This is a genomic window from Serratia sp. CY84636 (assembly GCF_052166245.1).
GTDB lineage: Bacteria > Pseudomonadota > Gammaproteobacteria > Enterobacterales > Enterobacteriaceae > Serratia > Serratia nevei.
Genome location: NZ_JBJNOX010000002.1, coordinates 100277 through 121068 on the forward strand (window position 1 = coordinate 100277; position 20792 = coordinate 121068).

General features: G+C 56.5%; 22 protein-coding genes and 1 tRNA gene. 13 read left to right on the forward strand and 10 right to left on the reverse strand.

Going from position 1 to position 20792, the window contains the following annotated elements:
* Positions 1-165: 165 nt before the first annotated feature.
* Positions 166-579, forward strand: a complete 414-nt coding sequence (locus tag ACJ8QI_RS04825; RefSeq protein ID WP_442532150.1) for a CoA-binding protein — start codon at positions 166-168, stop codon at positions 577-579.
* A 57-nt stretch (positions 580-636) separates the two neighbouring features.
* Here the strand turns inward: ACJ8QI_RS04825 and hspQ are convergent, their stop codons facing one another.
* Positions 637-954, reverse strand: coding sequence for a heat shock protein HspQ (gene hspQ, locus ACJ8QI_RS04830; RefSeq protein ID WP_033637900.1), 318 nt, complete (start codon positions 952-954; stop codon positions 637-639).
* 60 nt (positions 955-1014) lie between these two features.
* Positions 1015-2205, reverse strand: a complete 1191-nt coding sequence (rlmI, locus tag ACJ8QI_RS04835) for a 23S rRNA (cytosine(1962)-C(5))-methyltransferase RlmI (protein WP_084826474.1) — start codon at positions 2203-2205, stop codon at positions 1015-1017.
* 92 nt (positions 2206-2297) lie between these two features.
* On the opposite strand from rlmI, the gene yccX reads away from it, so the two are divergent.
* The gene (yccX, locus tag ACJ8QI_RS04840; RefSeq protein WP_060419652.1) at positions 2298-2576 is read left to right on the forward strand and encodes an acylphosphatase; all 279 of its coding nucleotides are present in this window, start codon (positions 2298-2300) and stop codon (positions 2574-2576) included.
* A 34-nt stretch (positions 2577-2610) separates the two neighbouring features.
* Here yccX and tusE read toward each other — a convergent pair whose 3' ends face one another.
* Positions 2611-2940, reverse strand: a complete 330-nt coding sequence (gene tusE / locus ACJ8QI_RS04845) for a sulfurtransferase TusE (protein ID WP_442532151.1) — start codon at positions 2938-2940, stop codon at positions 2611-2613.
* Between the two features lie 111 nt (positions 2941-3051).
* Positions 3052-3711, reverse strand: a complete 660-nt coding sequence (gene yccA, locus ACJ8QI_RS04850; protein ID WP_004928091.1) for an FtsH protease modulator YccA — start codon at positions 3709-3711, stop codon at positions 3052-3054.
* 227 nt (positions 3712-3938) lie between these two features.
* Here yccA and ACJ8QI_RS04855 point away from each other — a divergent pair.
* From ACJ8QI_RS04855 to ACJ8QI_RS04890, 8 genes are all read left to right on the forward strand, one after another.
* Positions 3939-4026 (forward strand) — tRNA-Ser (locus tag ACJ8QI_RS04855).
* A 228-nt stretch (positions 4027-4254) separates the two neighbouring features.
* Positions 4255-4467, forward strand: a complete 213-nt coding sequence (locus ACJ8QI_RS04860; protein ID WP_060419649.1) for a hypothetical protein — start codon at positions 4255-4257, stop codon at positions 4465-4467.
* Positions 4468-5285: 818 nt separating this feature from the next.
* Entirely contained in the window at positions 5286-5882 is a 597-nt protein-coding gene (locus ACJ8QI_RS04865; protein WP_391575303.1) for a fimbrial protein, read from the forward strand.
* A 48-nt stretch (positions 5883-5930) separates the two neighbouring features.
* Positions 5931-6626 (forward strand): fimbrial biogenesis chaperone, encoded by a 696-nt coding sequence (locus tag ACJ8QI_RS04870; RefSeq protein ID WP_442532152.1) that lies wholly within the window; start codon positions 5931-5933, stop codon positions 6624-6626.
* Positions 6627-6640: 14 nt separating this feature from the next.
* Positions 6641-9136: a fimbria/pilus outer membrane usher protein gene (locus tag ACJ8QI_RS04875; protein ID WP_197785567.1), complete on the forward strand. Its 2496-nt coding sequence runs from the start codon at positions 6641-6643 to the stop codon at positions 9134-9136.
* 15 nt (positions 9137-9151) lie between these two features.
* Complete coding sequence (locus ACJ8QI_RS04880; RefSeq protein WP_084826470.1) at positions 9152-10216, forward strand: fimbrial protein; 1065 nt, start codon at positions 9152-9154, stop codon at positions 10214-10216.
* 135 nt (positions 10217-10351) lie between these two features.
* The gene (locus tag ACJ8QI_RS04885) at positions 10352-10876 is read left to right on the forward strand and encodes a hypothetical protein (protein WP_145958023.1); all 525 of its coding nucleotides are present in this window, start codon (positions 10352-10354) and stop codon (positions 10874-10876) included.
* Positions 10877-10958: 82 nt separating this feature from the next.
* Positions 10959-11480 (forward strand): helix-turn-helix domain-containing protein, encoded by a 522-nt coding sequence (locus ACJ8QI_RS04890; RefSeq protein WP_089185781.1) that lies wholly within the window; start codon positions 10959-10961, stop codon positions 11478-11480.
* A gap of 53 nt (positions 11481-11533) precedes the next feature.
* Here the strand turns inward: ACJ8QI_RS04890 and soxR are convergent, their stop codons facing one another.
* Complete coding sequence (gene soxR / locus ACJ8QI_RS04895) at positions 11534-11998, reverse strand: redox-sensitive transcriptional activator SoxR (RefSeq protein ID WP_442532153.1); 465 nt, start codon at positions 11996-11998, stop codon at positions 11534-11536.
* A 145-nt stretch (positions 11999-12143) separates the two neighbouring features.
* Between soxR and ACJ8QI_RS04900 the strand changes: the two genes are divergently transcribed.
* On the forward strand, positions 12144-13229 hold the full coding sequence (locus ACJ8QI_RS04900; RefSeq protein WP_442532154.1) for an efflux RND transporter periplasmic adaptor subunit: 1086 nt from the start codon (positions 12144-12146) through the stop codon (positions 13227-13229).
* A gap of 10 nt (positions 13230-13239) precedes the next feature.
* Positions 13240-16320, forward strand: coding sequence for a MexW/MexI family multidrug efflux RND transporter permease subunit (locus ACJ8QI_RS04905; RefSeq protein WP_442532155.1), 3081 nt, complete (start codon positions 13240-13242; stop codon positions 16318-16320).
* Between the two features lie 49 nt (positions 16321-16369).
* On the opposite strand, the gene ACJ8QI_RS04910 is transcribed toward ACJ8QI_RS04905, so the two are convergent.
* From ACJ8QI_RS04910 to ACJ8QI_RS04930, 5 genes are all read right to left on the reverse strand, one after another.
* Positions 16370-17170 (reverse strand): DNA/RNA non-specific endonuclease, encoded by an 801-nt coding sequence (locus ACJ8QI_RS04910; RefSeq protein ID WP_442532156.1) that lies wholly within the window; start codon positions 17168-17170, stop codon positions 16370-16372.
* 186 nt (positions 17171-17356) lie between these two features.
* The gene (locus ACJ8QI_RS04915) at positions 17357-17671 is read right to left on the reverse strand and encodes a hypothetical protein (RefSeq protein ID WP_016928271.1); all 315 of its coding nucleotides are present in this window, start codon (positions 17669-17671) and stop codon (positions 17357-17359) included.
* A gap of 236 nt (positions 17672-17907) precedes the next feature.
* On the reverse strand, positions 17908-18507 hold the full coding sequence (gene wrbA, locus ACJ8QI_RS04920; protein WP_049201633.1) for an NAD(P)H:quinone oxidoreductase: 600 nt from the start codon (positions 18505-18507) through the stop codon (positions 17908-17910).
* Between the two features lie 86 nt (positions 18508-18593).
* Positions 18594-19064: a helix-turn-helix domain-containing protein gene (locus tag ACJ8QI_RS04925; protein WP_049272896.1), complete on the reverse strand. Its 471-nt coding sequence runs from the start codon at positions 19062-19064 to the stop codon at positions 18594-18596.
* A 117-nt stretch (positions 19065-19181) separates the two neighbouring features.
* Complete coding sequence (locus tag ACJ8QI_RS04930; RefSeq protein WP_060440248.1) at positions 19182-19757, reverse strand: helix-turn-helix domain-containing protein; 576 nt, start codon at positions 19755-19757, stop codon at positions 19182-19184.
* Between the two features lie 67 nt (positions 19758-19824).
* On the opposite strand from ACJ8QI_RS04930, the gene ACJ8QI_RS04935 reads away from it, so the two are divergent.
* Positions 19825-20748 carry a DMT family transporter gene (locus ACJ8QI_RS04935; RefSeq protein WP_049201628.1) on the forward strand — a complete coding sequence of 308 codons (924 nt, stop codon included), beginning with the start codon at positions 19825-19827 and terminating at the stop codon, positions 20746-20748.
* The last annotated feature ends 44 nt before the right edge of the window (positions 20749-20792 follow it).

A 20792-nucleotide genomic window follows, 5' to 3' on the forward strand; every position in this document is an offset into this window, starting at 1 on the left:
TTACATATTTTATCGCGATTAGACACGACCATGAGCAGCTGAACCGCGACAGCCTCTGACCATAAGATTGCGCTGAAGTTTCCCTCGCGTTGCGTTTAGCCGAGCGGGTGCCGATCGGTTACACTCGAAGCGGAGAGTGGCGGTGTGATAAACGGGAGTTGAAAGATGCAAGATCAAGAGATTATCGAGCTGTTGCAGCAGGTGAAAACTATCGCGCTGGTCGGTGCCAGCGATAACCCGTCGCGGCCCAGCTATGGGGTGATGGCATATCTGTTGGCGCAAGGCTACCAGGTGATCCCGGTCAGCCCAAAACTGGCGGGGCAGACGCTGCTGGGGCAGCCGGTTTACGCTACGCTGGCCGCTATACCGCAGCCGGTGGATATGGTTGACGTGTTTCGCAATTCAGAGGCGGCTTACGGCGTGGCGCAAGAGGCGATAGCGATCGGCGCCAAGGCGCTGTGGCTGCAGATTGGGGTGATTAACGATCAGGCGGCGGAGCTGGCGCAACAGGCCGGGCTGCGCGTGGTGATGGATCGCTGTCCGAAAATCGATATTTCGCGTTTGGGGCTGGAGCGTTGAATAAAAAGGGCCTGGCGCGATGCCAGGCCCTCTCGGGTTTCTCAGGTCTTGGCGCGGTCAATTGCGCAAGCGTGGCGCCTGTAGCTGGTGGCGGATGGATTCCGCCAGTTCATCCAGCGATGGTTGCTCGGGGTGTGCCTCCTGGGCTTCGCTATCCAGCTGCGCTTCCGCCAGATAGGTGTGTACCGGTTGGCCTTCCTCGTCTTCCATCACCACGTGGTACCAAGGGGCGGAACGCAGTTCATCGTTCGCCGCTATCTCGTCAGCTTTGGGTTGTTCCAAAGAGTATTCCGGGTCGATATCGATCACGACACCCAAATACCCCAGCAGTTTATGCCTAACCTGTTGTCCGATACCGAATTTGCTGGCAATCATGATGACCTCCTGAGAAACAATGCCTTGCTCATATATGGGGGCAAGGCAGCGCATTTCAAGTTACATCACCCGACAAGCGAATCCTTTCAGGTACAGCCCCTCAGGATACGTGGCGATCACCGGGTGATCGGCAGCCTGCCGGAACTGCTCTATAAATTGTACATCACGTCCGGCATCTACAGCGGCGTCGGCCAAAATTTTCTGGAACAGGTCGGTCGGCATCAGCCCGGAGCAGGAGAAGCTGAGCAGAATGCCACCCGGATTCAGCAGCTGCAGCGCCAGCATGTTGATGTCTTTATAGCCACGGCAGGCGCTAGCCAGCTGGTTTTTGTTCTCGACGAACTTCGGCGGATCCATGATGATCAGATCGAATTTCTCGCCCTGGGTGCGGTAGTTGCGCAGCAGCTGGAACACGTCATCGCGGACGAACTCTGCTTTGTTCAGATCCAGCTTGTTGAGCTCGACGTTCTGCCGGGCGATATCCAGCGCCGCCTGCGAGGTATCCACGCTGATTACCTGCGCGCAGCCGCCCATCAGAGCGGAAACGGCGAAGGCGCCGGTGTAGGAGAAGCAGTTCAGCACCCGACGGCCGGCGGAGTAATTGCGCGCCGCCAGGCGGCTGTCGCGCTGGTCGAGGTAGAAACCGGTCTTGTGCCCCTGCTGAATGTCCACCAGCAGCTTCATGCCGTGTTCGGTGATCGGCAGCAGTTCCGGCGGCAGATCGCCCAGCACTGGGCCCTGCGCCAGCGGCAGGCCTTCTTTTTTGCGCACCGCAACGTCGGAGCGATCGTAGATCGAACATTCCGGGTAGCAATGTTGCAGGGCGGAAAGCAGGGCCGGGCGCTGGTATTCGGCACCGGCGGACAGCAGCTGCAGCACCAGGAAATTCTGGAAACGATCGATAGTGATGCCCGGCAGGCCGTCGGACTCGCCGGCGATCAGGCGGTATCCGTCCAGACCGTCGCGCTGCGCGACCCAATCGCGCCAGCTTTGCGCTTGCTGCAGGCGGCGGATGAAGAAATCGATGTTAATCTCTTCATCTGGCTGGAAGGTCCAGACGCGTGCGCGGATCTGCGACTCGGGCGAATAGGCGCCGCGCGCCAGCCATTTTCCCTGGCTGTCGAGAATATCGATGGTTTCACCGGAATGGGCTTTGCCCTCAACGCGTTGAACGGCGCCGGAGAACACCCAAGGGTGGCGACGGAGTAAGGACTTTTCACGTCCTTTGGCGAGAAACAGGCGTACGGTCATAATTAATAATGCTGCCAGCTAGGAGAAAAAGAGTGACACGGCGGTGCAAAAGCACGGCAATGCCATAACGAAAACTGAATAAGGGGGCGATTATGACACAAGTTTGCATAGCTGCGTATGTGTATGGCGTGGTGCAGGGGGTCGGGTTCCGCTATTCCACCCAGCGGCAGGCCGAGGCGCTGGGGGTGACCGGCTATGCGCGCAACCTTGATGACGGCAGCGTTCAGGTGGTGGCCTGCGGCACGCAGGCGCAGGTGGACAAGCTGGTGGCGTGGTTGAAACAGGGCGGCCCGCGCAGCGCGCGCGTCGAACGCGTGCTGGTGGAGCCGCAGGGCGTGGTCGATTACGCCGGGTTTGGCATTCGCTATTGAATGCCGGGCTGCAGCGGCGCTGCGGGCGGAGCGGTCAGATGCATTTTACCGGTTTCGGCAATCCGGCGATCTTGGTGGCTTGTTTAGCTGGCCCTTTCGGGAACAGGCGATACAGATAGCGGCTGTTGCCTTTTTCTTCGCCGTATTTTTGCGCCATGGCCTTGACCAGCATGCGAATCGCCGGTGAGGTGTTAAATTCCTGATAGAAGGCGCGTACGAAGCGCACCACTTCCCAGTGTGCTTCGGTGAGCACGATCTCTTCCTGTGCCGCCAGCAGCGGCGCCAGGCCCTCATGCCAGTCGGCGCTGTTTTTCAGATAGCCCTGCGCGTCAGTGTCGATAACCTGACCTTCAAACTCCAACATACTGCCTCGATAACGGATAATTCGGAACGGCCGCCAGTTTAGCAAATTTTTTCGGCCGCAAAAAACAAAGCCCCGCCGGAGCGGGGCCAGGAAGGCATGCGTAACGTGCGATCAGTTGCTGCGTGCGAAGCCCAGAATGCTCAACAGGCTGATGAACATGTTGTAGAGCGACACGTACAGGCTAACGGTGGCGCGAATGTAGTTGGTCTCGCCGCCGTGAATGATGTTGCTGGTTTCCCACAGGATCGCGCCGGCAGAGAACAGGATGAACAGCGCGCTGATAGCCAGGTGCAGGGCAGGGATCTGCAGGAACAGGTTGGCGATCACCGCCACCAGCAGCACCACAAAACCGGCCATCATCATGCCGGACAGGAACGACATGTCTTTACGGGTGGTCAGCACGTACGCCGAGCAGCAGAAGAAGACGGCTGCGGTACCGCCCAGCGCCAGCATGATCAGGTCGCCCGCGCCGGCGTTCAGGAACGAGCTGAGGATTGGGCCAAGGGCGTATCCCATGAAACCGGTCAGCGCGAACGCCGCCAGAATGCCCGCCGGGCTGTTGGCCAGTTTATGGGTCAGGAACATCAGGCCATAGAAACCGACCAGCATCAGCAGCAGACCCGGAGCCGGCAGACCCAGCATCGTGCTGGCGGTTGCGGTCAGGGCTGAGAAGGCCAGGGTCAGGGATAACAGGAAATAGGTGTTGCGCAGGACTTTATGCGTGCTGAGCAGCGAGTCGCGCGAAGAAGATGAGACGACAATGCGGTCCATAATGCTCTCTCTTATCAAGCCATCACAAAATAATCCCGATAATAGGCAGCGCAAGCGCTTGATTAAAGTTTGTTTACCAATCTTTACCCTTAGTTATCATTACGGCAACAGCGGGGGGGAGGTGCGCGTTTGTTCGCCGTTTGCTGCGCCTTCGCCGATTTTTCGCGCGGTTGAACGCGCTTGGGCTTTACAAGCGAATGAGGTCTGTTTATAGTGCGCGTCGTTGCGGAGGGGTGGCCGAGTGGCTGAAGGCAACGGTCTTGAAAACCGTCGACGGGAAACCGTTCCAGAGTTCGAATCTCTGCTCCTCCGCCATACATTCTGACCCCGTGCTCTCTGAGCACGGGGTTTTTTGCTTTTGCGTGCTCAGAAACTGGGGCGCTTTTGCAGGAAACGCGATCGGCTATTGATAAGGGCCACGCATCGGTGAGATTATGCGGTCATCAAGGTTGGCTGCCCGGATGCCTGCTGCTGCCAGGCGCCGCCGGGGTGATAATCAACGCCACCTTATCAATTTCGCTTAATGCTCTTATGGAGACAGAGATGAACTGGTATCAAGTCGCCCTATGGACCATGATATTTTTGAAGTCCGGCGCTTTCCTGGTGTTCGTGTGGTGGTGGATGTTCAAACGCGCGACCAAACCCTATGTGCGCCCGCAAGACGTCGTGGTGGACGATAAGCCGTATGATGAGAACCTCACCATGGAAGAGGTGATGAAAAACCATGGCATCGTTCGGGCTGAAAAACAGCTCTGATCGTCGAATGTCTGTCTTTCTATAAACCCGAGCCAGTGCGTTCGGGTTTTTTATTCCTGCTATTTCTCTTTCTGAGATTTTCTCTACCCATCATTGATCAGCCCCTATAGCGTTTTATTGGCGTGATTTATCTCTCGGTATATTAAAAAATATACTTCAAAGATGGATTTATATTTATAATAAAAGATATATTTCAGTCTGACGCGTTTAGCCTTATCGGCTGATAGATGAAATTAACGGGGGTTATTCTTGATATGTATAGATATCCAAACGTAGATGGTATCGTGTTTTTGTCCTACTCCTATATCGGTAGGCCAGATAATTTTTAAGGTGGAAATAAGCTAACCCTACGTGGGCGCTAAGAGGACTAATTAAGAAATTTAAGATTTACCCTGTGTATTTTTCTTTTTATTTTCAATGGGTTTTGTTTTTATCCCACATCATACTTCATGAAAAAATGGCTGTACTCATTTAACCTGAGTAGTAAGCATGCATACCATGCCCACTCTTTTATGATGCGTAGCTTCCCATCTATTGCCTGATTCATTTTTTTTATTGTTGTGAAAATTATTTGATTCGATGTTGCAATCTTTTTGCCTTTGGAATTAATATGTTCTGCATCTGGCGGTGAATGAGATTTTTCCCATTGCTGGATATATTTTCAAATACACGTGGATATATATAAACATATACCTTCAAATATAAACTATGAGATGGCAGGATGCTGTCAATACTCTGCTATTGTCTAAGATTCATTAGCCTCTGAACGGTTTAATGGTATAGGTCGTTTTATATATGCTCTTTCAGCGAAGAAAGTAATGGAGTTTATTATGATTAAGCAAGGTATCTCTTTGGCGGTATTGGCTGCCGCGTTAACTTCTGTGAGCGCAACGGCGGCAGATAATTCTGCCGGTGGCGTTATTTCGTTTAGCGGTGCCGTGACGGATACCACTTGTACCATCAACGGTGGAAAAAGCGCTGACTTTACCGTTGCGCTCAGCCCAATTTCCGTCACTGATGCGGGCACCGTCGTCGGGCCAATCACCAAAAACAAGAAATCTTTCTCGCTGACGTTTTCCGGTTGTACACCGGCTGCGGGAACGGCTGGCACACCGCTGAAGATTTACTTCTCTTCGGCGAATAATATCTCTACCGACGGAAAATATCTGTTAAACAGCTCTGTTAATGAAAGCGACGCCGCCGTAGCCAAAAACGTCGGTTTCTCTTTGGCTGAGCCGGGTTCATCCACGCCGATTCCACTGAATGTGCCTTATCTCACCAAGATCAAAGGCGATAAAACGGCACCTGATGCAGAAACGCTGACGTTGGATGCTTACTACTACAAGACCAATGTGACGGCGGCAAAAGTAGGGGAATTGAGCTCTAACGTGACTTACACCATTTCTTACCTGTAATCGCAATTAAGCCAGGCCTGTGCCAGAGGCCTGGCTTCTGAGGTGACTATGAAACAATGCTTAATCTTTGTTGGGCTATTTTTCAGCAGCTTTTTCGCCGATGCCAATATTGTAATTAATGGAACGCGTGTTATTTATCCCGAAAAAAATAAAGATGTTATCGTTCAGTTGGTGAACAACGGCAACGATCCGGCGCTCGTGCAGGCATGGATTGATGACGGTGATATAAACTCGACGCCTGAGACGGCAAACGTACCGTTCTTGTTATCGCCACCGGTGGTGAAAGTGGCTGGAAATAATGGCCAGCAATTGCGTATACAGAAAATAGGTGCCGCGCTTCCTGGCGATCGTGAGTCTGTATTTTATTTGAATGTGTTAGATATTCCACCTACGCCGGAGAATTTGCAGGGGGTCAATACGCTGCAGTTAGCCATAAAATCGCGCATCAAGTTATTTTATCGTCCGGCTGGGTTAAGCAGCAACGCTAATGCCATTACGGATTTTATTGAGTTACAGGCGGCAGGATCGGGATTTAAGGTTATCAACAAAAGCCCTTATTTTTTTACGTTGGCCAATGTTGACCAGAAAGACAAGAAAAACCTGTTGGTCGATTCAGTGATGGTCGCGCCATTTTCCAGCCTATTTGCCGCGACGAAGTCTAGAGTGAGCCGAAACGTCCCTTATACCCTGCTGTATATCGATGACCTGGGGGCTTATAAATCCAAAGCCATTACTGCCCGCTAACGTGAAGAATAGCAATGAAGCTTAAAATAAAATTGCTTTCGATACTGACCGTATCTGCATTCCTCTCGCCGAATAAAGCATCGGCAATGAAATTTGACACCTCTTTATTGGCAGGAGCATCCCGAGAGTCAGACCTGTCGCGATTTTACCTCAACAATGATATGCCGGCGGGAACCCAGACTGTCGACGTTTATGTCAACCAAAGCTGGAAAGGCCGATTCTCGCTGCTGTTCGGCGAGCACCAAGGCGATATTCGCATTGCCGGTCGCGATGCCGCTTTATTGGGCATCGATCTGGACGCATTGCCCGCCGTTGCGGACAACGACCTTATTCCCATTGATAAGTTGGTGCAAGGGGGGCGTTTCGATTTTGAAGTGGCGACGCTTAGCCTGAAGTTGACGGTGCCCCAGTCGCGGGTCATTCGCGCAGAAGCCGGCTATGTTGACGCTAAATTTTGGGATCGTGGCGTACCGGCGCTGTTGTTGGCTTATAACGCTACCTATTATCACGTGCAATCGTTGCAGGGCGATAAAGCGTCTGCGGACGATTTTTATACCGGCCTGGAGTCTGGATTCAACCTTGCGGGCTGGCAATTCAGAGACAGCAGCAATTTCCGTAGCAGTTCTCGGCAAGGTAGCGATTGGCAAAATAATACTCGCTATGTGCAGCGTGGCTTCGCTGCCATCAAATCAAACTTGACCATGGGCGATTTTTACTCGCCGGGCGATTTATTCGACTCTATCCGGGTACGGGGCGGCGCCCTAGCGTCTGATATCAATATGCGCCCCAATTCACAGCAGGGGTTTTCTCCGATAGTGCGGGGTGTCGCACAGAGCAACGCCTTGGTGAAAGTGCTACAAAACGGCAACCTTATCTATCAGGAGAACGTCCCGCCGGGCGCCTTTACGTTGGACAACATCTTGCCTACCGGTTCCGCGGGTGATCTGCTGGTGGTGGTCAAGGAAGCGAACGGGCGAGAGCAGTCCTTTACCGTACCGTTTTCCGCCGTACCCAATATGTTGAAGCAGGGCGTCAGCAAATACGGCCTGGTTGCCGGTAAAGTCAATCAGGCAAATACCGACTACTCTCCCGCTTTCGTTCAGGGCACGCTGCAGTATGGATTCAATAATCTGGTCACCGGTTATGCCGGCACGATCCTCAGTGAGGATTACCGCGCCTGGCTGCTTGGCAGTGGCTGGAACTTGCCGATCGGCGCGGTATCCGTCGATGTGACTCAAGCTTCGACGTCTTTGCAGGATCGCACAGAGGATGGGCAAAGTTTTCGCATTGCCTACAGCAAATTTCTGGATGCCACCGCGACCAACTTCACGCTGGCCGCTTACCGTTATTCGACTAAAGGTTATTACAGTTTCAACGATGCCATCTATACCCATCAAGGTTACCGAGAACGCGACAAACGCTTCCATGACTACTGGAACAGCCAAGATGACGATGAGCTTACACCGCTGGATTTGAATACTTGGGATGCCGTTCGCGCCGCTCGTCCGCGCAATACCTTCAATCTGAACCTTAATCAACGGCTCGGTGAGGGATGGGGAACGCTGTATTTTTCCGGCACCCAGCGTGATTACTGGTCGGATACTAATAAAAGCCGGGAATATCAACTGGGGTATTCAAACGCCTTTGAACGTATCAGCTATAACGTTTCCGCCAGCAGGGTAAGAAACTCCGATCGAAAAGAGGAGACGCGATTTTATCTTTCGCTAAGCGTGCCGCTGTCGATATTCGACAATAATGCCTATCTCAGCACCGGCTTGTCGGCTACCGATTCACATTATCAACAAAGCACGCTGAGCCTGAGCGGTAATGCGCTGGAATCGAACCGACTGAGTTATGCGCTTGCCGGCAGTAATCAAAGCGGTGGCAACAGCATGGCGAGTGTGAATGCTGCCTATCGCGCCAACGCGACGACCGTCGGCGGCTCCTACAGCGAATCCTCTGACTATCGACAATTGGGTATGAGCGCCCGCGGCAGCCTGGTGGCGATCCCTTGGCATTTGCTGGCGTCAAACGAAATGGGTAACACCATGATGGTGGTGGACGCGCCTAAAGCCAAAGGGCTGATGGTGAACGGTGACGAAAGTATTGTCACTAACGACGAGGGATTGGCTTTGGTGCCGTACGCGACGCCTTACCGGCAAAACTCCGTAACGTTGTCGGATTCCGGCAATAGCTCCGGGGCGGAGATCGTCGGCAATATCGCCAACAGCGTGCCTTATGCCGGCGCCGTCAACTATTTGAGATTCGAAACCGATCAGCGTCGGCCTTATACGCTTCGCGCCTTTAAACATGGCGATGTGCCCTTGCCATTTGGTGCGGAGGTGGCGGATCAAAGCGGACATGCCATTGGCTTTGTCGGGCAGGCCAGCGTCCTGTATCTGCGTGTGGAACAGCAACCCACGTCGCTGGAAGTCAGGCTGAATGACGGTATCTGCAAGATTGAACGCCCGCAAATCTCGATGGACAGCGCAGCCAACATTTGTCGATAAAAGGATAATTACACCATGCTCAGGATACTCGCACTGACGCTGTCCTTAGTGTTCAGCGGTTACAGTTACGCTTCATGTTACGGCAACGGCATCCAATATGCGCCGCCTATCTACGTCGACTTGTCAGATAAGCTCAGCGCCAAGACACCGGTCTGGGAAGGCAGTTTTTATACGCAATACAGTGGTTCATTTAGCTGTTCAACCTCAAGCAGCGAATTCGGCTATACCCGGATCCTGTCAACCGATAGCTCGAAAGCGACCATTCTGGGGTTCAGTAATGGAAAGTATTGGGTGCGCGCAGAGATAATCAACGATGTCGCTAACAAGAAACTCAGTGGCTGGGGAACGCACAACGCCTCGGAATTGAATGAGCCGATGAATATTCGCTTCAGTCTGGTCAGCAAGACAGGCACATCGATACCCGGCGATACCGTCAGCCTTAAGGACGTGATGTTCGTGACCGATCTGAGCGGAATGTCGTTGCTGGAGATCATTTTATGGCCGGCCAAGCAGTTGCTGAAGATTTTGACCTGGCTGCTCAACGGTTTCAACTGGCCTTACGATCAGCGCGACATGTACGGGCAGCCGATGACTATCAAATATGCGCCTAAAATGACGACCTGTTCTTTCGACAACGCCGGCTTGGCGGTGAAACTGCCGACGCTGGGAGTGTCCCAGATAACTCAGGGCGTGCAAAATGGGCTGACGCCTTTTACGCTCAATTTCAGCTGTCAGAATCGACAAAATGACGGGAAGACCGATCGTGATATCAATATGTTTTTATCCAGCAACAACCTGCTGTCATCGGATAATTCAGTTTTGATTGATAAGAGTGCTGGGGCGGCGAGAGGTGTAGGTATTCGACTGGTGAATGCTAAAACACCAGATGCGCCCGTTATGTTAGCGCTTTCCAACACGGTACAAGGCTCGGCGACATCATTATTTCATGTTGGCGTCGGTAATGCGTTAGATGCGCAATTTTCCATCGGCATGGCGGCCTATTATTATCCTTACGACAAGGTTACCCTGAGCAGCGGGACGATTAACACATCCGCCACGCTTAATATTATATATAAATAAATCTTCTGTTATTTTTAATAATAAAAAACAGGTTGATACGAATAAGAAAAATCTTAACATGGTAATTGATGGCAAATATTATTATTTGAATAATATTGGTTTTTAATCAGGATCTCTATGTTGAGGATGAACTGTATGACGGAACAAATCCAGATCGGTGTTAAGGTGGAAAAGTCGCTAAAAGATGAGGTTGACGTAATTCTTCGCGGTTTGGATATTAAACCGACGACGGCGATAAATGGACTCTATCAATATATTTCGCAACACGGTGAACTTCCTTTTGTCATATCAACCAGTGTGAAAACACCGAAGGACATTGCCGGAGGTTTGTTCAAAAACCTATTCTCCTTACAGAACACACTTCGCGTATTTTTTGATAAAGTCCAATTAAAACAAAGTATAAGTAGGGGGGAGGTGCTGATCATTCTCGATATACTGCACGATTTCGTCGTTGGATTCCGCCAGAATGCGCAATATCTAGGTATTTCGCCATTTGGCCAGCGTGTCGTCTGGAAGGATGCCGTATGTGCGGTAGAGGGTATTCATGAAATTTTAGAGAATAATGTAAAATACAGTGAAGAAGGTGTTATGTATCTGGATGATTTTTATCTTTCATCGTTGTCCGGGTTGTTGAGCTCATTATGTACTTCTCTGAAGTAAGTTAACCAACACCGATTAACTAACATCGCTTTCATGGGCTGTCTAAAAAACGGCCCATCACGAATGGCAACGGAATGACTTTATGCAAGTGGCTATTTTTTCCGACGATTACTATTTATTTTATGGGATGTCGCAGCTCTTGATACCTTTTGAGGGTATTGAGGTCATTAATCTCTATTCACCCGCCGGTGGTAGAATGCATGCCGTTTATTGTCATGCGGATATGGTTATTGTTTCTTTTTCTTCTATCTGCCGGATTATGAATTTTTTGTCGCATATTATAGACAGACCTGACCATGCTATCGTGCTGACCGGTGTGGAAACGCCGCGCCTGTCGAATTTTAATTGCCTAAAAAAAAACATCGGGTTGGTCGCGTTCACGGAGGCCATCACGTCGTTTGTTGCAAGCGCCAAAGGGCAGCGTCTGTCGTCGAGAGAGATTGCGGTATTGGCCATGCTGTTGGCGGGTAAACCCAATACTCGTATTGCCAAAGCATTAGGCATTTCCGAGAAAACCGTCAGCCAACATAAAATGAATGCCATGCGTAAGCTGGAGATTGAACGTTTTCATCAGTTCATTTTGGCTGCGGATGAGCGAGTTTAATCGCTATCCCACAGGGAGCGTTGGGCCGCAGGAAGAACACCTGTTCACCCGTGTTAGCCTGGGCGTTCGAAAATATGCGCGCCAGCGCCCTGTTGGCCCAAAATATCGTTTGGGTTGCGCAGCGGGCAGTCGGTGAGCGACAGGCAGCCGCAGCCGATGCAGCTGTCGAGATGGTCGCGCAGCACCGTCAGCCGCTGAATGCGCTCATCCAGCGTTTTGCGCCAGGCGGAGGACAAAATTCCCCATTGTTCGGCGTTCAGCTTGCTGCCGGCAGGAAAGCGGCCCAGCGTGGCGCGGATCTCCTCCAGCGGAATGCCCGCGCTTTGCGCGATTTTGATCACCGCGATGTAGCGCAACACCACCGGCGTGTAGCGGCGCTGGTTACCGGCGTTGCGCGTTGCCTGAATCAGCCCCTTGCTTTCGTAAAAGTGCAGCGCGGATACCGTCACGCCGCTGCGCTTCGCCACTTCCCCCACGGTCAATAGCCGATAGGTGTCAATCGGTTCATTTCTTGCCATTCCACGTGCCTCAGCTTGACCTCAAGTTAACCTGAGGTTTTATAGTGCAGCCAGCCGGGCTTGGCAACCGGCATCTCTCGTCACCTGCCTGCGCTGCGTCGGGGGAAGGATGGCTTTGGCTGTAAAATCAGGAAGAAACCGTTACATGATGAAACGAAACCTCATTATTGCCGCGCTGCTGGCGGCGCTCGCCGTCGCCGCCGTTGCGATGCGATCCACCGCGCGGCAAAACGAAGGCGCGCCGGCCTATCCGCCGGTGAAAGTGGCGCTGGCGCCCGCCCTGCGTGAACAGGCGGCGCGCAGTTACGCCGGCGTGGGCGAGCTGGAGGCGGCCAGCCAGGTGGCAGTGGCGGCGGAGACCAGCGGCCGCATCACGCGCATTCTGTTCGAATCCGGCCAAACGGTGCGGCAGGGGCAACTGCTGGTGCAGCTCAACGATGCGGTCGAGCAGGCTGAGCTGGTGCGCCTGCAGGCGCAATTGCGCAATGCCGATCTGCTGTTGGCGCGCATGCGCAAGCTGATGAACCTCAACGCCACCGCGCGGCAACAGCTGGATGATGCGCTGGCCGAACGGGATATGGCGCTCGGTGCGGTGCAGGAAACGCAGGCCAAAATCGCGCAAAAGGCGATCCGCGCGCCGTTCGCCGGCACCATCGGCATTCGCCGCGTGCATGAAGGGCAATACCTCAACGCCGCCGACGCGGTGGCGAACCTGGTGGACGCCGATACGCTGCGCGTCAACTTCTCGCTGGACGAACAAAGCAGCGCCGGGCTGGCGCTGGGGCAGGCGGTGTCGGTGCAGGTTGGGGCGTATCCCGATCGCGCTTTCCCTGCCGCCATTACCGCTATCGACCCGATGATCGGCAAATCCCGCACCGTGCAGGTGCAGGCGACGTTGACCAACCGCCAGGGGTTGCTGAAGGCCGGCATGTACGCCGGCATTCGCGTCACGCAGCAGCAGCGCGTGGCGGTGTTGACGGTGCCGGAAACGGCGCTGACCTACACGGCCTACGGCGATACCGTGTTCCTGGCGCAGCAGGATGAAAAGGGCATGACGGTCAAACGCGTTTCGGTCGCCGTGGGTGAGCGCAACGACGGGCGCGTCGAGATCGTCAGCGGCCTGCAGGAAGGCGATCGGGTGGTGACCTCGGGCCAGCTCAAGCTGAGCGACGGCATGGCGGCCGAGCCGGTGGCGCAGGATACGTTGAACGCCACCCAGGCTGGTTCTTGAGGAGAGACCGATGACATTTACCGATCTGTTCGTGCGCCGGCCGGTGCTGGCGCTGGTGGTCAGCACCCTGATCCTGCTGTTCGGCGCGCTGGCGCTCAGCCAACTGCCGATCCGTCAATACCCGCTGTTGGAAAACTCCACCATCACCATCAGCACCGACTATCCCGGTGCGTCGTCCGAGCTGATGCAGGGCTTTGTCACGCAGCCGATCGCCCAGGCGGTGTCGTCCGTCGAGGGCGTTGACTACCTTTCATCCTCGTCGGTGCAGGGGCGCAGCGTGGTGACGGTGCGCATGGCGCTGAACCGCGATTCGACCCAGGCCTTGACCGAAGTGATGGCCAAGGTCAACCAGGTGCGCTACAAGCTGCCGGAGCAGGCTTACGATCCGGTGATTGAGCGCTCCGCCGGTGAAGCTACCGCCGTCGCCTATGTCGGCTTTTCCAGTAAAACGCTGTCCACGCCGGCGCTGAGCGAATACCTGACGCGGGTGGTGGAGCCGATGTTCACCACTATCGACGGCGTCGCCAAGGTGGAAGTGTTCGGCGGGCAAAAAATGGCGATGCGCCTGTGGCTGGACAGCGATCGGCTGGCCGGCCGCGGCCTGACCGCCGCCGACGTGGCCGACGCGGTGCGGCGCAACAATTACCAGGCGGCGCCGGGCAAGGTGAAAGGGCAGTATGTGGTTGCCAACGTGCGGGTGAATACCGATCTCACCAGCGTGGAGGAGTTTCGTAATCTGGTGGTGCGCAACGACGGCAACGGCCTGGTGCGCCTGAAAGACGTCGGCACCGTGGAGCTGGGCGCCGCAGCCACGGAAACCAGCGCGCTGATGGATGGCGAACCGGCGGTGTTTCTCGGCGTCTTCCCTACGCCGACCGGCAACCCGCTGGTGATCGTCGACGGCATTCGTCACCTGATGCCGGCAATTGACAAGATGCAGCCGCCGGGCGTGAAGATGGCGCTGGCGTTCGAAACCGCACGTTTTATCCAGGCCTCGATCGATGAAGTGGTGCATACCCTGCTCGAAGCGCTGGCGATCGTGGTGGCGGTGATCTACCTGTGTCTGGGGTCGCTGCGCACCGTGCTGATCCCGGTGGTGACCATTCCGCTGTCGATCCTTGGCGCTGCCGGGCTGATGCTGGCCTTCGGCTTCAGCGTCAATTTGCTGACGCTGCTGGCGATGGTTTTGGCGATCGGTCTGGTGGTTGACGACGCCATCGTGGTGGTGGAGAACGTGCATCGCCATATCGAAGAGGGGAAAACGCCGCTGGCGGCGGCGATGATCGGCGCGCGCGAAGTGGCGGGGCCGGTGATCGCCATGACCCTGACGCTGGCGGCGGTCTACGCGCCGATCGGCCTGATGGGCGGGCTGACCGGCGCGCTGTTTCGCGAGTTCGCGCTGACGCTGGCCGGCGCGGTGGTGGTGTCCGGTGTGGTGGCGCTGACGCTGTCGCCGGTAATGAGTTCTCTTCTACTGCCGGCCAAACAGAGCGAAGGGCGCGTGGCGCGCGCCGCCGAGTGGTTCTTCGGCGGCCTGACGCGGCGCTATGCGCGCGCGCTGGATTTCTCGCTGCACCACCGTTGGGTGACCGGCGCGCTGGCGCTGCTGGTGATGATCAGCCTGCCGCTGCTGTACCTGATGCCGCAGCGCGAGCTGGCGCCGACCGAGGATCAGGCCATCGTACTGACCGCCATCAAGGCGCCACAGCACGCCAACCTGAACTATGTCGAGCGTTTTGCGTACAAGCTGGACGAGGTTTACAACCGCATGCCGGAAACCGAAAGCCGCTGGATCATCAACGGCAGCGACGGCACCGCGTCCGGCATCGGCGGCATCAACCTGACGCTGTGGCAGGCGCGCCAGCGCTCGGCGTCGACGGTGCAGGCCGATCTGCAACGGGCGGTGAACGACGTCGAAGGCACCAGCATTTTCGCCTTCCAACTGCCCGCGCTGCCGGGCTCCACCGGCGGGCTGCCGGTGCAGATGGTGCTGCGCACGCCGCAGGACTACCCGCAGCTGTATCGCACCCTGGAAGAGGTGAAGCAGAATGCCAGAAACAGCGGCCTGTTTATGGTGGTGGACAGCGATCTGGACTACAACAACCCGCTGGCGGAGGTGCATATCGACCGCGCCAAGGCCAACAGCCTCGGGATCCGCATGAGCGATATCGGCGAATCGCTGGCGGTGCTGGTGGGGGAGAACTACCTCAACCGCTTCGGCATGGACGGGCGCGCCTATGACGTGATCCCGCAGAGCCTGCGTGAACAGCGGCTGACGCCGCAGGCGCTGGCGCGGCAGTTCGTTCGCACGCAGGACAATACGCTGGTGCCGCTCTCCACCGTGGTGTCGGTGGCCGTTAAGGTCGAGCCGAACAAGCTGACCCAGTTTAACCAGCAGAACGCCGCCACCCTGCAGGCCATCCCCGCCCCCGGCGTTTCGATGGGCGAAGCGGTCGCCTTCCTCGAGCGGCAGGCCAATGCGCTGCCGGCCGAATTTAGCCACGACTGGCAGGGGGATTCGCGCCAATATACCCAGGAAGGCAGCGCGCTGGCGTTCGCGTTCCTGGCGGCGTTGGTGATCATCTACCTGGTGCTGGCGGCGCAGTATGAGAGCCTGAAGGATCCGCTGATCATCCTCATCACCGTGCCGCTGTCGATCTGCGGCGCCTTATTGCCGCTGGCGCTGGGTTACGCCACGATGAATATTTATACCCAGGTCGGGCTGGTGACCCTGATAGGGCTGATTAGCAAGCACGGTATTCTGATGGTGGAGTTCGCCAACGAACTGCAGATGCATCAGGGGTTGACGCGGCGCACCGCGATTTTGCAGGCGGCGCAAATTCGCCTGCGGCCGGTGCTGATGACCACCGGGGCGATGGTGTTCGGCTTGATCCCGCTGCTGTTCGCCAGCGGCGCCGGTGCCGCCAGCCGCTTCGGTCTGGGGCTGGTGATCGTGTCCGGCATGCTGGTGGGCACGCTGTTTACCCTGTTCGTGCTGCCGACGGTGTACACACTGTTGGCGCGCGATCACGCGGTGGCGTCGCCCCGGCAGCGTGAGTTGGCCGCCGCGCAAAAGGCGCTGACGGAATAAACCGCCGGCGCCCGGATGAAAAATAAACCCGCCTCGGCGGGTTTTTTCGTCAGTTTTTGCAGCCCATCAATTCCGGCAGGACGCCGGGCTTGCTCTTCAGCGAGGCCTGTACGTCGTCCGGCAGACCGGCCCAGATGATCAGGCCGGTACGCTTCTCGATCTCGTCCACCGTCACGCGGAATTGGCAGAAATCGGCGCCCTTCGGCGTGTTTTGATCGAACAGGAAGGCGGCATAGTGGTTTACCACCGGGCTGTTGTTGATGAAAATCACCTTCCAGTAGGCGCTGGGGATGGTGTGCGCTTTCTGGGTGCCCGGCAGTTTGCCCATATCGCGTTCATACAGCGGCCCGGTCACGGTATAGACCGAGGAGATATCGGCGCGATCGATCAGCTTGCGTTCCTGATCTTCCAGCCGCGCCCAGGCGCCCTGGTTAAGATCGGACTTTTGCGGCGTGATGTTGGACAGGTAGTTCAGCGATTCCCAGTCGGAAACGCCCGCCAGCGAAGCCAGCGGCGCCTGATGACCGCGATCGACCTTCAGCGCCGCATTGGCGCCGGTGTAATCGGCGGGCGCTAACGTGTCCGCCGGGTTGAGCGCCGGATCGGTTTTCCAGTTGCGCGTCTTGCCGCTGGCCGGCGTGTCTTTGGTGATGTGATAGGCCACCCAGTTGGCGAACTTGGTGGTGCTGTTGTTGTTCAACGTATAAGCATGACGCACGATAGACACGTTGCTGCTGCCGCCGGTCGGGCAGCCGACCGCGCAGTTGTCGATGGATTCGAGCGTGTCGGCCGACGCCTGAGCGGCGAACAGCAGGGCGGCCAGGGCCAACATCTTGTTGTTAAAGCGCATATTCATATCCTCAATAAGTTAAAAAATACTGTATATATTTACAGTGAATTAAACTTATCGCAGTGAAACGAATACAACAATGCAACATATTCATGTTGTGAATGTGTCAGTCATGGTACAGCCAAGCCGTACGTGAAATGCGGCAGAAATGAAAACGGCGTCCAACAGACGCCGTTTCAAAGGGGGTTATTCCAGCAGGTCGTTGACCGTGCGGCGCACATAGTGCGTCATTTGCGCCAGATCGTCCGGCGACACCGGGCCGCCGCCGGCGCGCACCACTTGCTGTTCGATCTGGGCGATCTCTTGCTCGACCTTGTTGGCGATCTGCACTTTGACTATCTTGTCCACCGAAGACAGCAGCACCTTCAAGACCACTTTCAGCGCGATGTTCTCGCAGAACGAGTCGTAGTGATGAACCGGCGGCGGCGGGGCCGGAGCCGGCTCGGGCGCGCGCGGAGCCAGAGCCTTGAAGCTGTCTACATTTTCAATAATAAGATCCATGTCTCTTATTAGTTCATCAAAATCTTTAGACACTGACTTATTCCCTTCGCTGTGCGCAAAAAACAGAACGCCCGTCCTCGCGCCTAAGGCTGACAAGCGACGGGCAGAACGAATTCGGGCCTGGCCTTCAGACGCTGAATGGCCGGGGGAGGGGCATTCTAACCTTGCGGCGGGTCGGCAACAAGATGGGGCCGTGCGAATGCGCGGCCCTTTGAATCACAGGCGCAGGAGGGTGCTTAACTTTTCAGCTTGGCGGTGATTTTTGCCACGTGCTCGCCCTGATAGCGGGCAATGGTCAACTCTTCGTTGCTCGGTTGCCGCGAACCGTCGGCGCCGGCGATGGTGGTGGCGCCATACGGGGTGCCGCCGCGTACCTGCGAAACGTCAAACAGCTCTGGCGTGGCATAGCCGATCGGCACGATGATGAAACCGTGGTGCGCCAGCGTGGTCCAGGTGGAACTGATGGTGTGTTCCTGGCCGCCGCCGGTGCCGGTGGAAGAGAAGACGCTGCCTACCTTGCCGTACAACGCGCCGGAAGCCCACAGGCCGCCGGTCTGATCGAGGAAGGTGCGCATCTGCCCGGCCATATTGCCGAAGCGGGTCGGCGTGCCGAAGATAATGCCGTCATAGTCCGCCAGCTCCTGCGGGCTGGCGACCGGCGCCTGCTGATGTTGTTTGCCCCCTGCTTTGGCAAAGGCCTCCGGCGTCATGGTTTCCGGCACGCGTTTAATCGTCACGTCCACGCCGTTAACCCGATTCGCGCCTTCGGCCACCGCCTGCGCCAGGTGTTCGATATGGCCGTACATTGAGTAATAAAGCACCAACACTTTCGTCATGTTCCGAACTCCCGCTCAGATGATTAACAAAAACCCTTGATAAGCATAGAAGCGAATGACGAATTTGGTTTTGTCGAATGGCGGATTCAGGGCAAGCGCCGCAGCTTGTGCGCCAGCCGCTGTTCCTGCCAGCGGCTGAAGACATTGCGCAGCAGCAGGGTACGAACCGCCCGCATGACCAGCGCGAGGCTCATGCCGCCGATAGCCCACAGCGACCAGAGATATTGCGGATGGGTAAACCAGTTGATGGCGAACAACATCACGCCAATCACGGCGAAACGCACCGCCATGCTCAGCAGTTTGCCTTCTGCCGCGACCTGGCGACGAATGCGCTGTTCGTCAGGCGTCTCCTCCTCCATTGCCTGTTGCGGCTGCGCATTGAGATCGCTGACCTGCACGCCCAGCGCGGCAGCGATCGCGGTCAAGGTTTCCAGGCTGGCCTGTTCACCGTTTTCAATCCGCTGGACGGTGCGGGTGCTGAGGCCGGCGATCGTCGCCAGCTGCTCCTGCGACCAGCCTTTTTCCAGACGTAATGGCCTGATGCGGTACTTTTGCATGATGCACTCCTGAGTTCGCTGTCACTGTCATTCAGTGTAGGGCGAGCGCGGTGGCGGCGCCACGACAGCGGCACGACAGCGACACGACATCCGCCGCCGGTGCGGGCCGGCGGGCGGTCAGAAGGCGACGTTGCGGATAAAACGCAGGGGCAGGTCGCCGTGGTTGGCGTAAGCGTAGCGTTGATCGCTGTTGAAGGTTTGCGCGGCGCCGGCGGTGAGCGTCAGCGTATCTTGTTCCAGCTCCAGCGTCAGGGTACCGGCAATCACGTAGATCATTTCGCTCCAGCCTTCGGCGTCCGGCGCAGAGTCATAGCGCTCGCCCGGCATCAGCGTCCATTCCCACAGCTCGGCCCGCTGCCGCGCCGGTACGCTGGCGGCGAACAGCGCCTGGCTGCCCGGCTGCGCGCCTTGCCAGGCCAATTCCCCGACCATATGGCTGCCGCGCGCCTCCGGTGCCTGGATCAGGTCGGTAAAGGAAATCGCCAGGGCGGCGGCGATCTTGTCGAGCACCGCCAGGCTGACGTTGCGATCGCCGGCCTCGATGCCCGCCAACATGCGGCGGCTGACGCCGGAAAGCTCGGCCAGCGCCATTTGGCTCAGGCCCGCCTGTTGGCGGTAGCCGCGCAGATTGCTGCTCAGGTACTGCAGCACCTTGGGGGGATCGGTTTTTGCGTTATGCGCCGTATTGCTCATCGCCGGACTTTATCTCATACTGGCAGGATCTGTGCATTATATTGCACTCAGCAGGAAGGGCAAGCCGGTGTCAGCAGCAAAAAAATCCTTTATTTCCGCCGTGGTTCCGCAAATCAGGCTGCCGGAAGCGGTGTTGATTTTCATCACCATGATCTGGGGCGGCACCTTTTTGGCGGTGCATCACGCGATGCAGGTCAGCGGGCCGTTCTTTTTCGTCGGCCTGCGTTTCGCCACCGCGACGCTGGCGCTGACCCTGTTTTCGCTGCGCGTGTTGCGCGGCCTGACCCTGTATGAACTGAAGGCGGGCGGGCTGATTGGGCTGGCGATTATGTTTGGTTACAGTATGCAAACCGTCGGCCTGCAGACCATCACCAGCAGCCAATCGGCGTTTATCACCGCCATGTACGTGCCGATCGTGCCACTGTTGCAATGGCTGGTGCTGGGGCGGTTCCCCGGCATCATGTCGTGGATCGGCATTCTGCTGGCCTTTACCGGCCTGATGCTGCTGGCGGCGCCGAGCAGCACCGACATGACGCTGAGCCTCGGCGAAATTCTGACGCTGGCCGGCACCCTGGGGATGGCGGCAGAGATCATTCTGATCGGCGCCTTCGCCGGTAAGGTGAATATCCGCCGGGTGACCATCGTGCAGCTGGCGACCGCCTCGCTGACCTCATTTTTAATGATGGCGCCGACCGGCGAGTCGCCGCCGCCGTATTCGGATTATCTGCTGTACAGCGCCATTGGGCTGGGGCTGGCCAGCGCCTTGATTCAGTTGACCATGAACTGGGCGCAGCGCAGCGTTTCGCCGACGCGGGCCACGGTGATTTACGCCGGCGAACCGGTCTGGGCGGGCATCGTCGGGCGGTTGGCCGGCGAGCGTTTGCCGGGCGTGGCGTTATTGGGGGGCGCGTTGATCGTGATTGGGGTGGTGGTCAGCGAGCTGCGCGTGCGGCGCAAGGATAAAGCGGCGGTGGCGACGGAAGCGGATTAGCGCGGAGGCTTAGAAGGAAAAAAGGGGCGGAGATATCCGCCCCT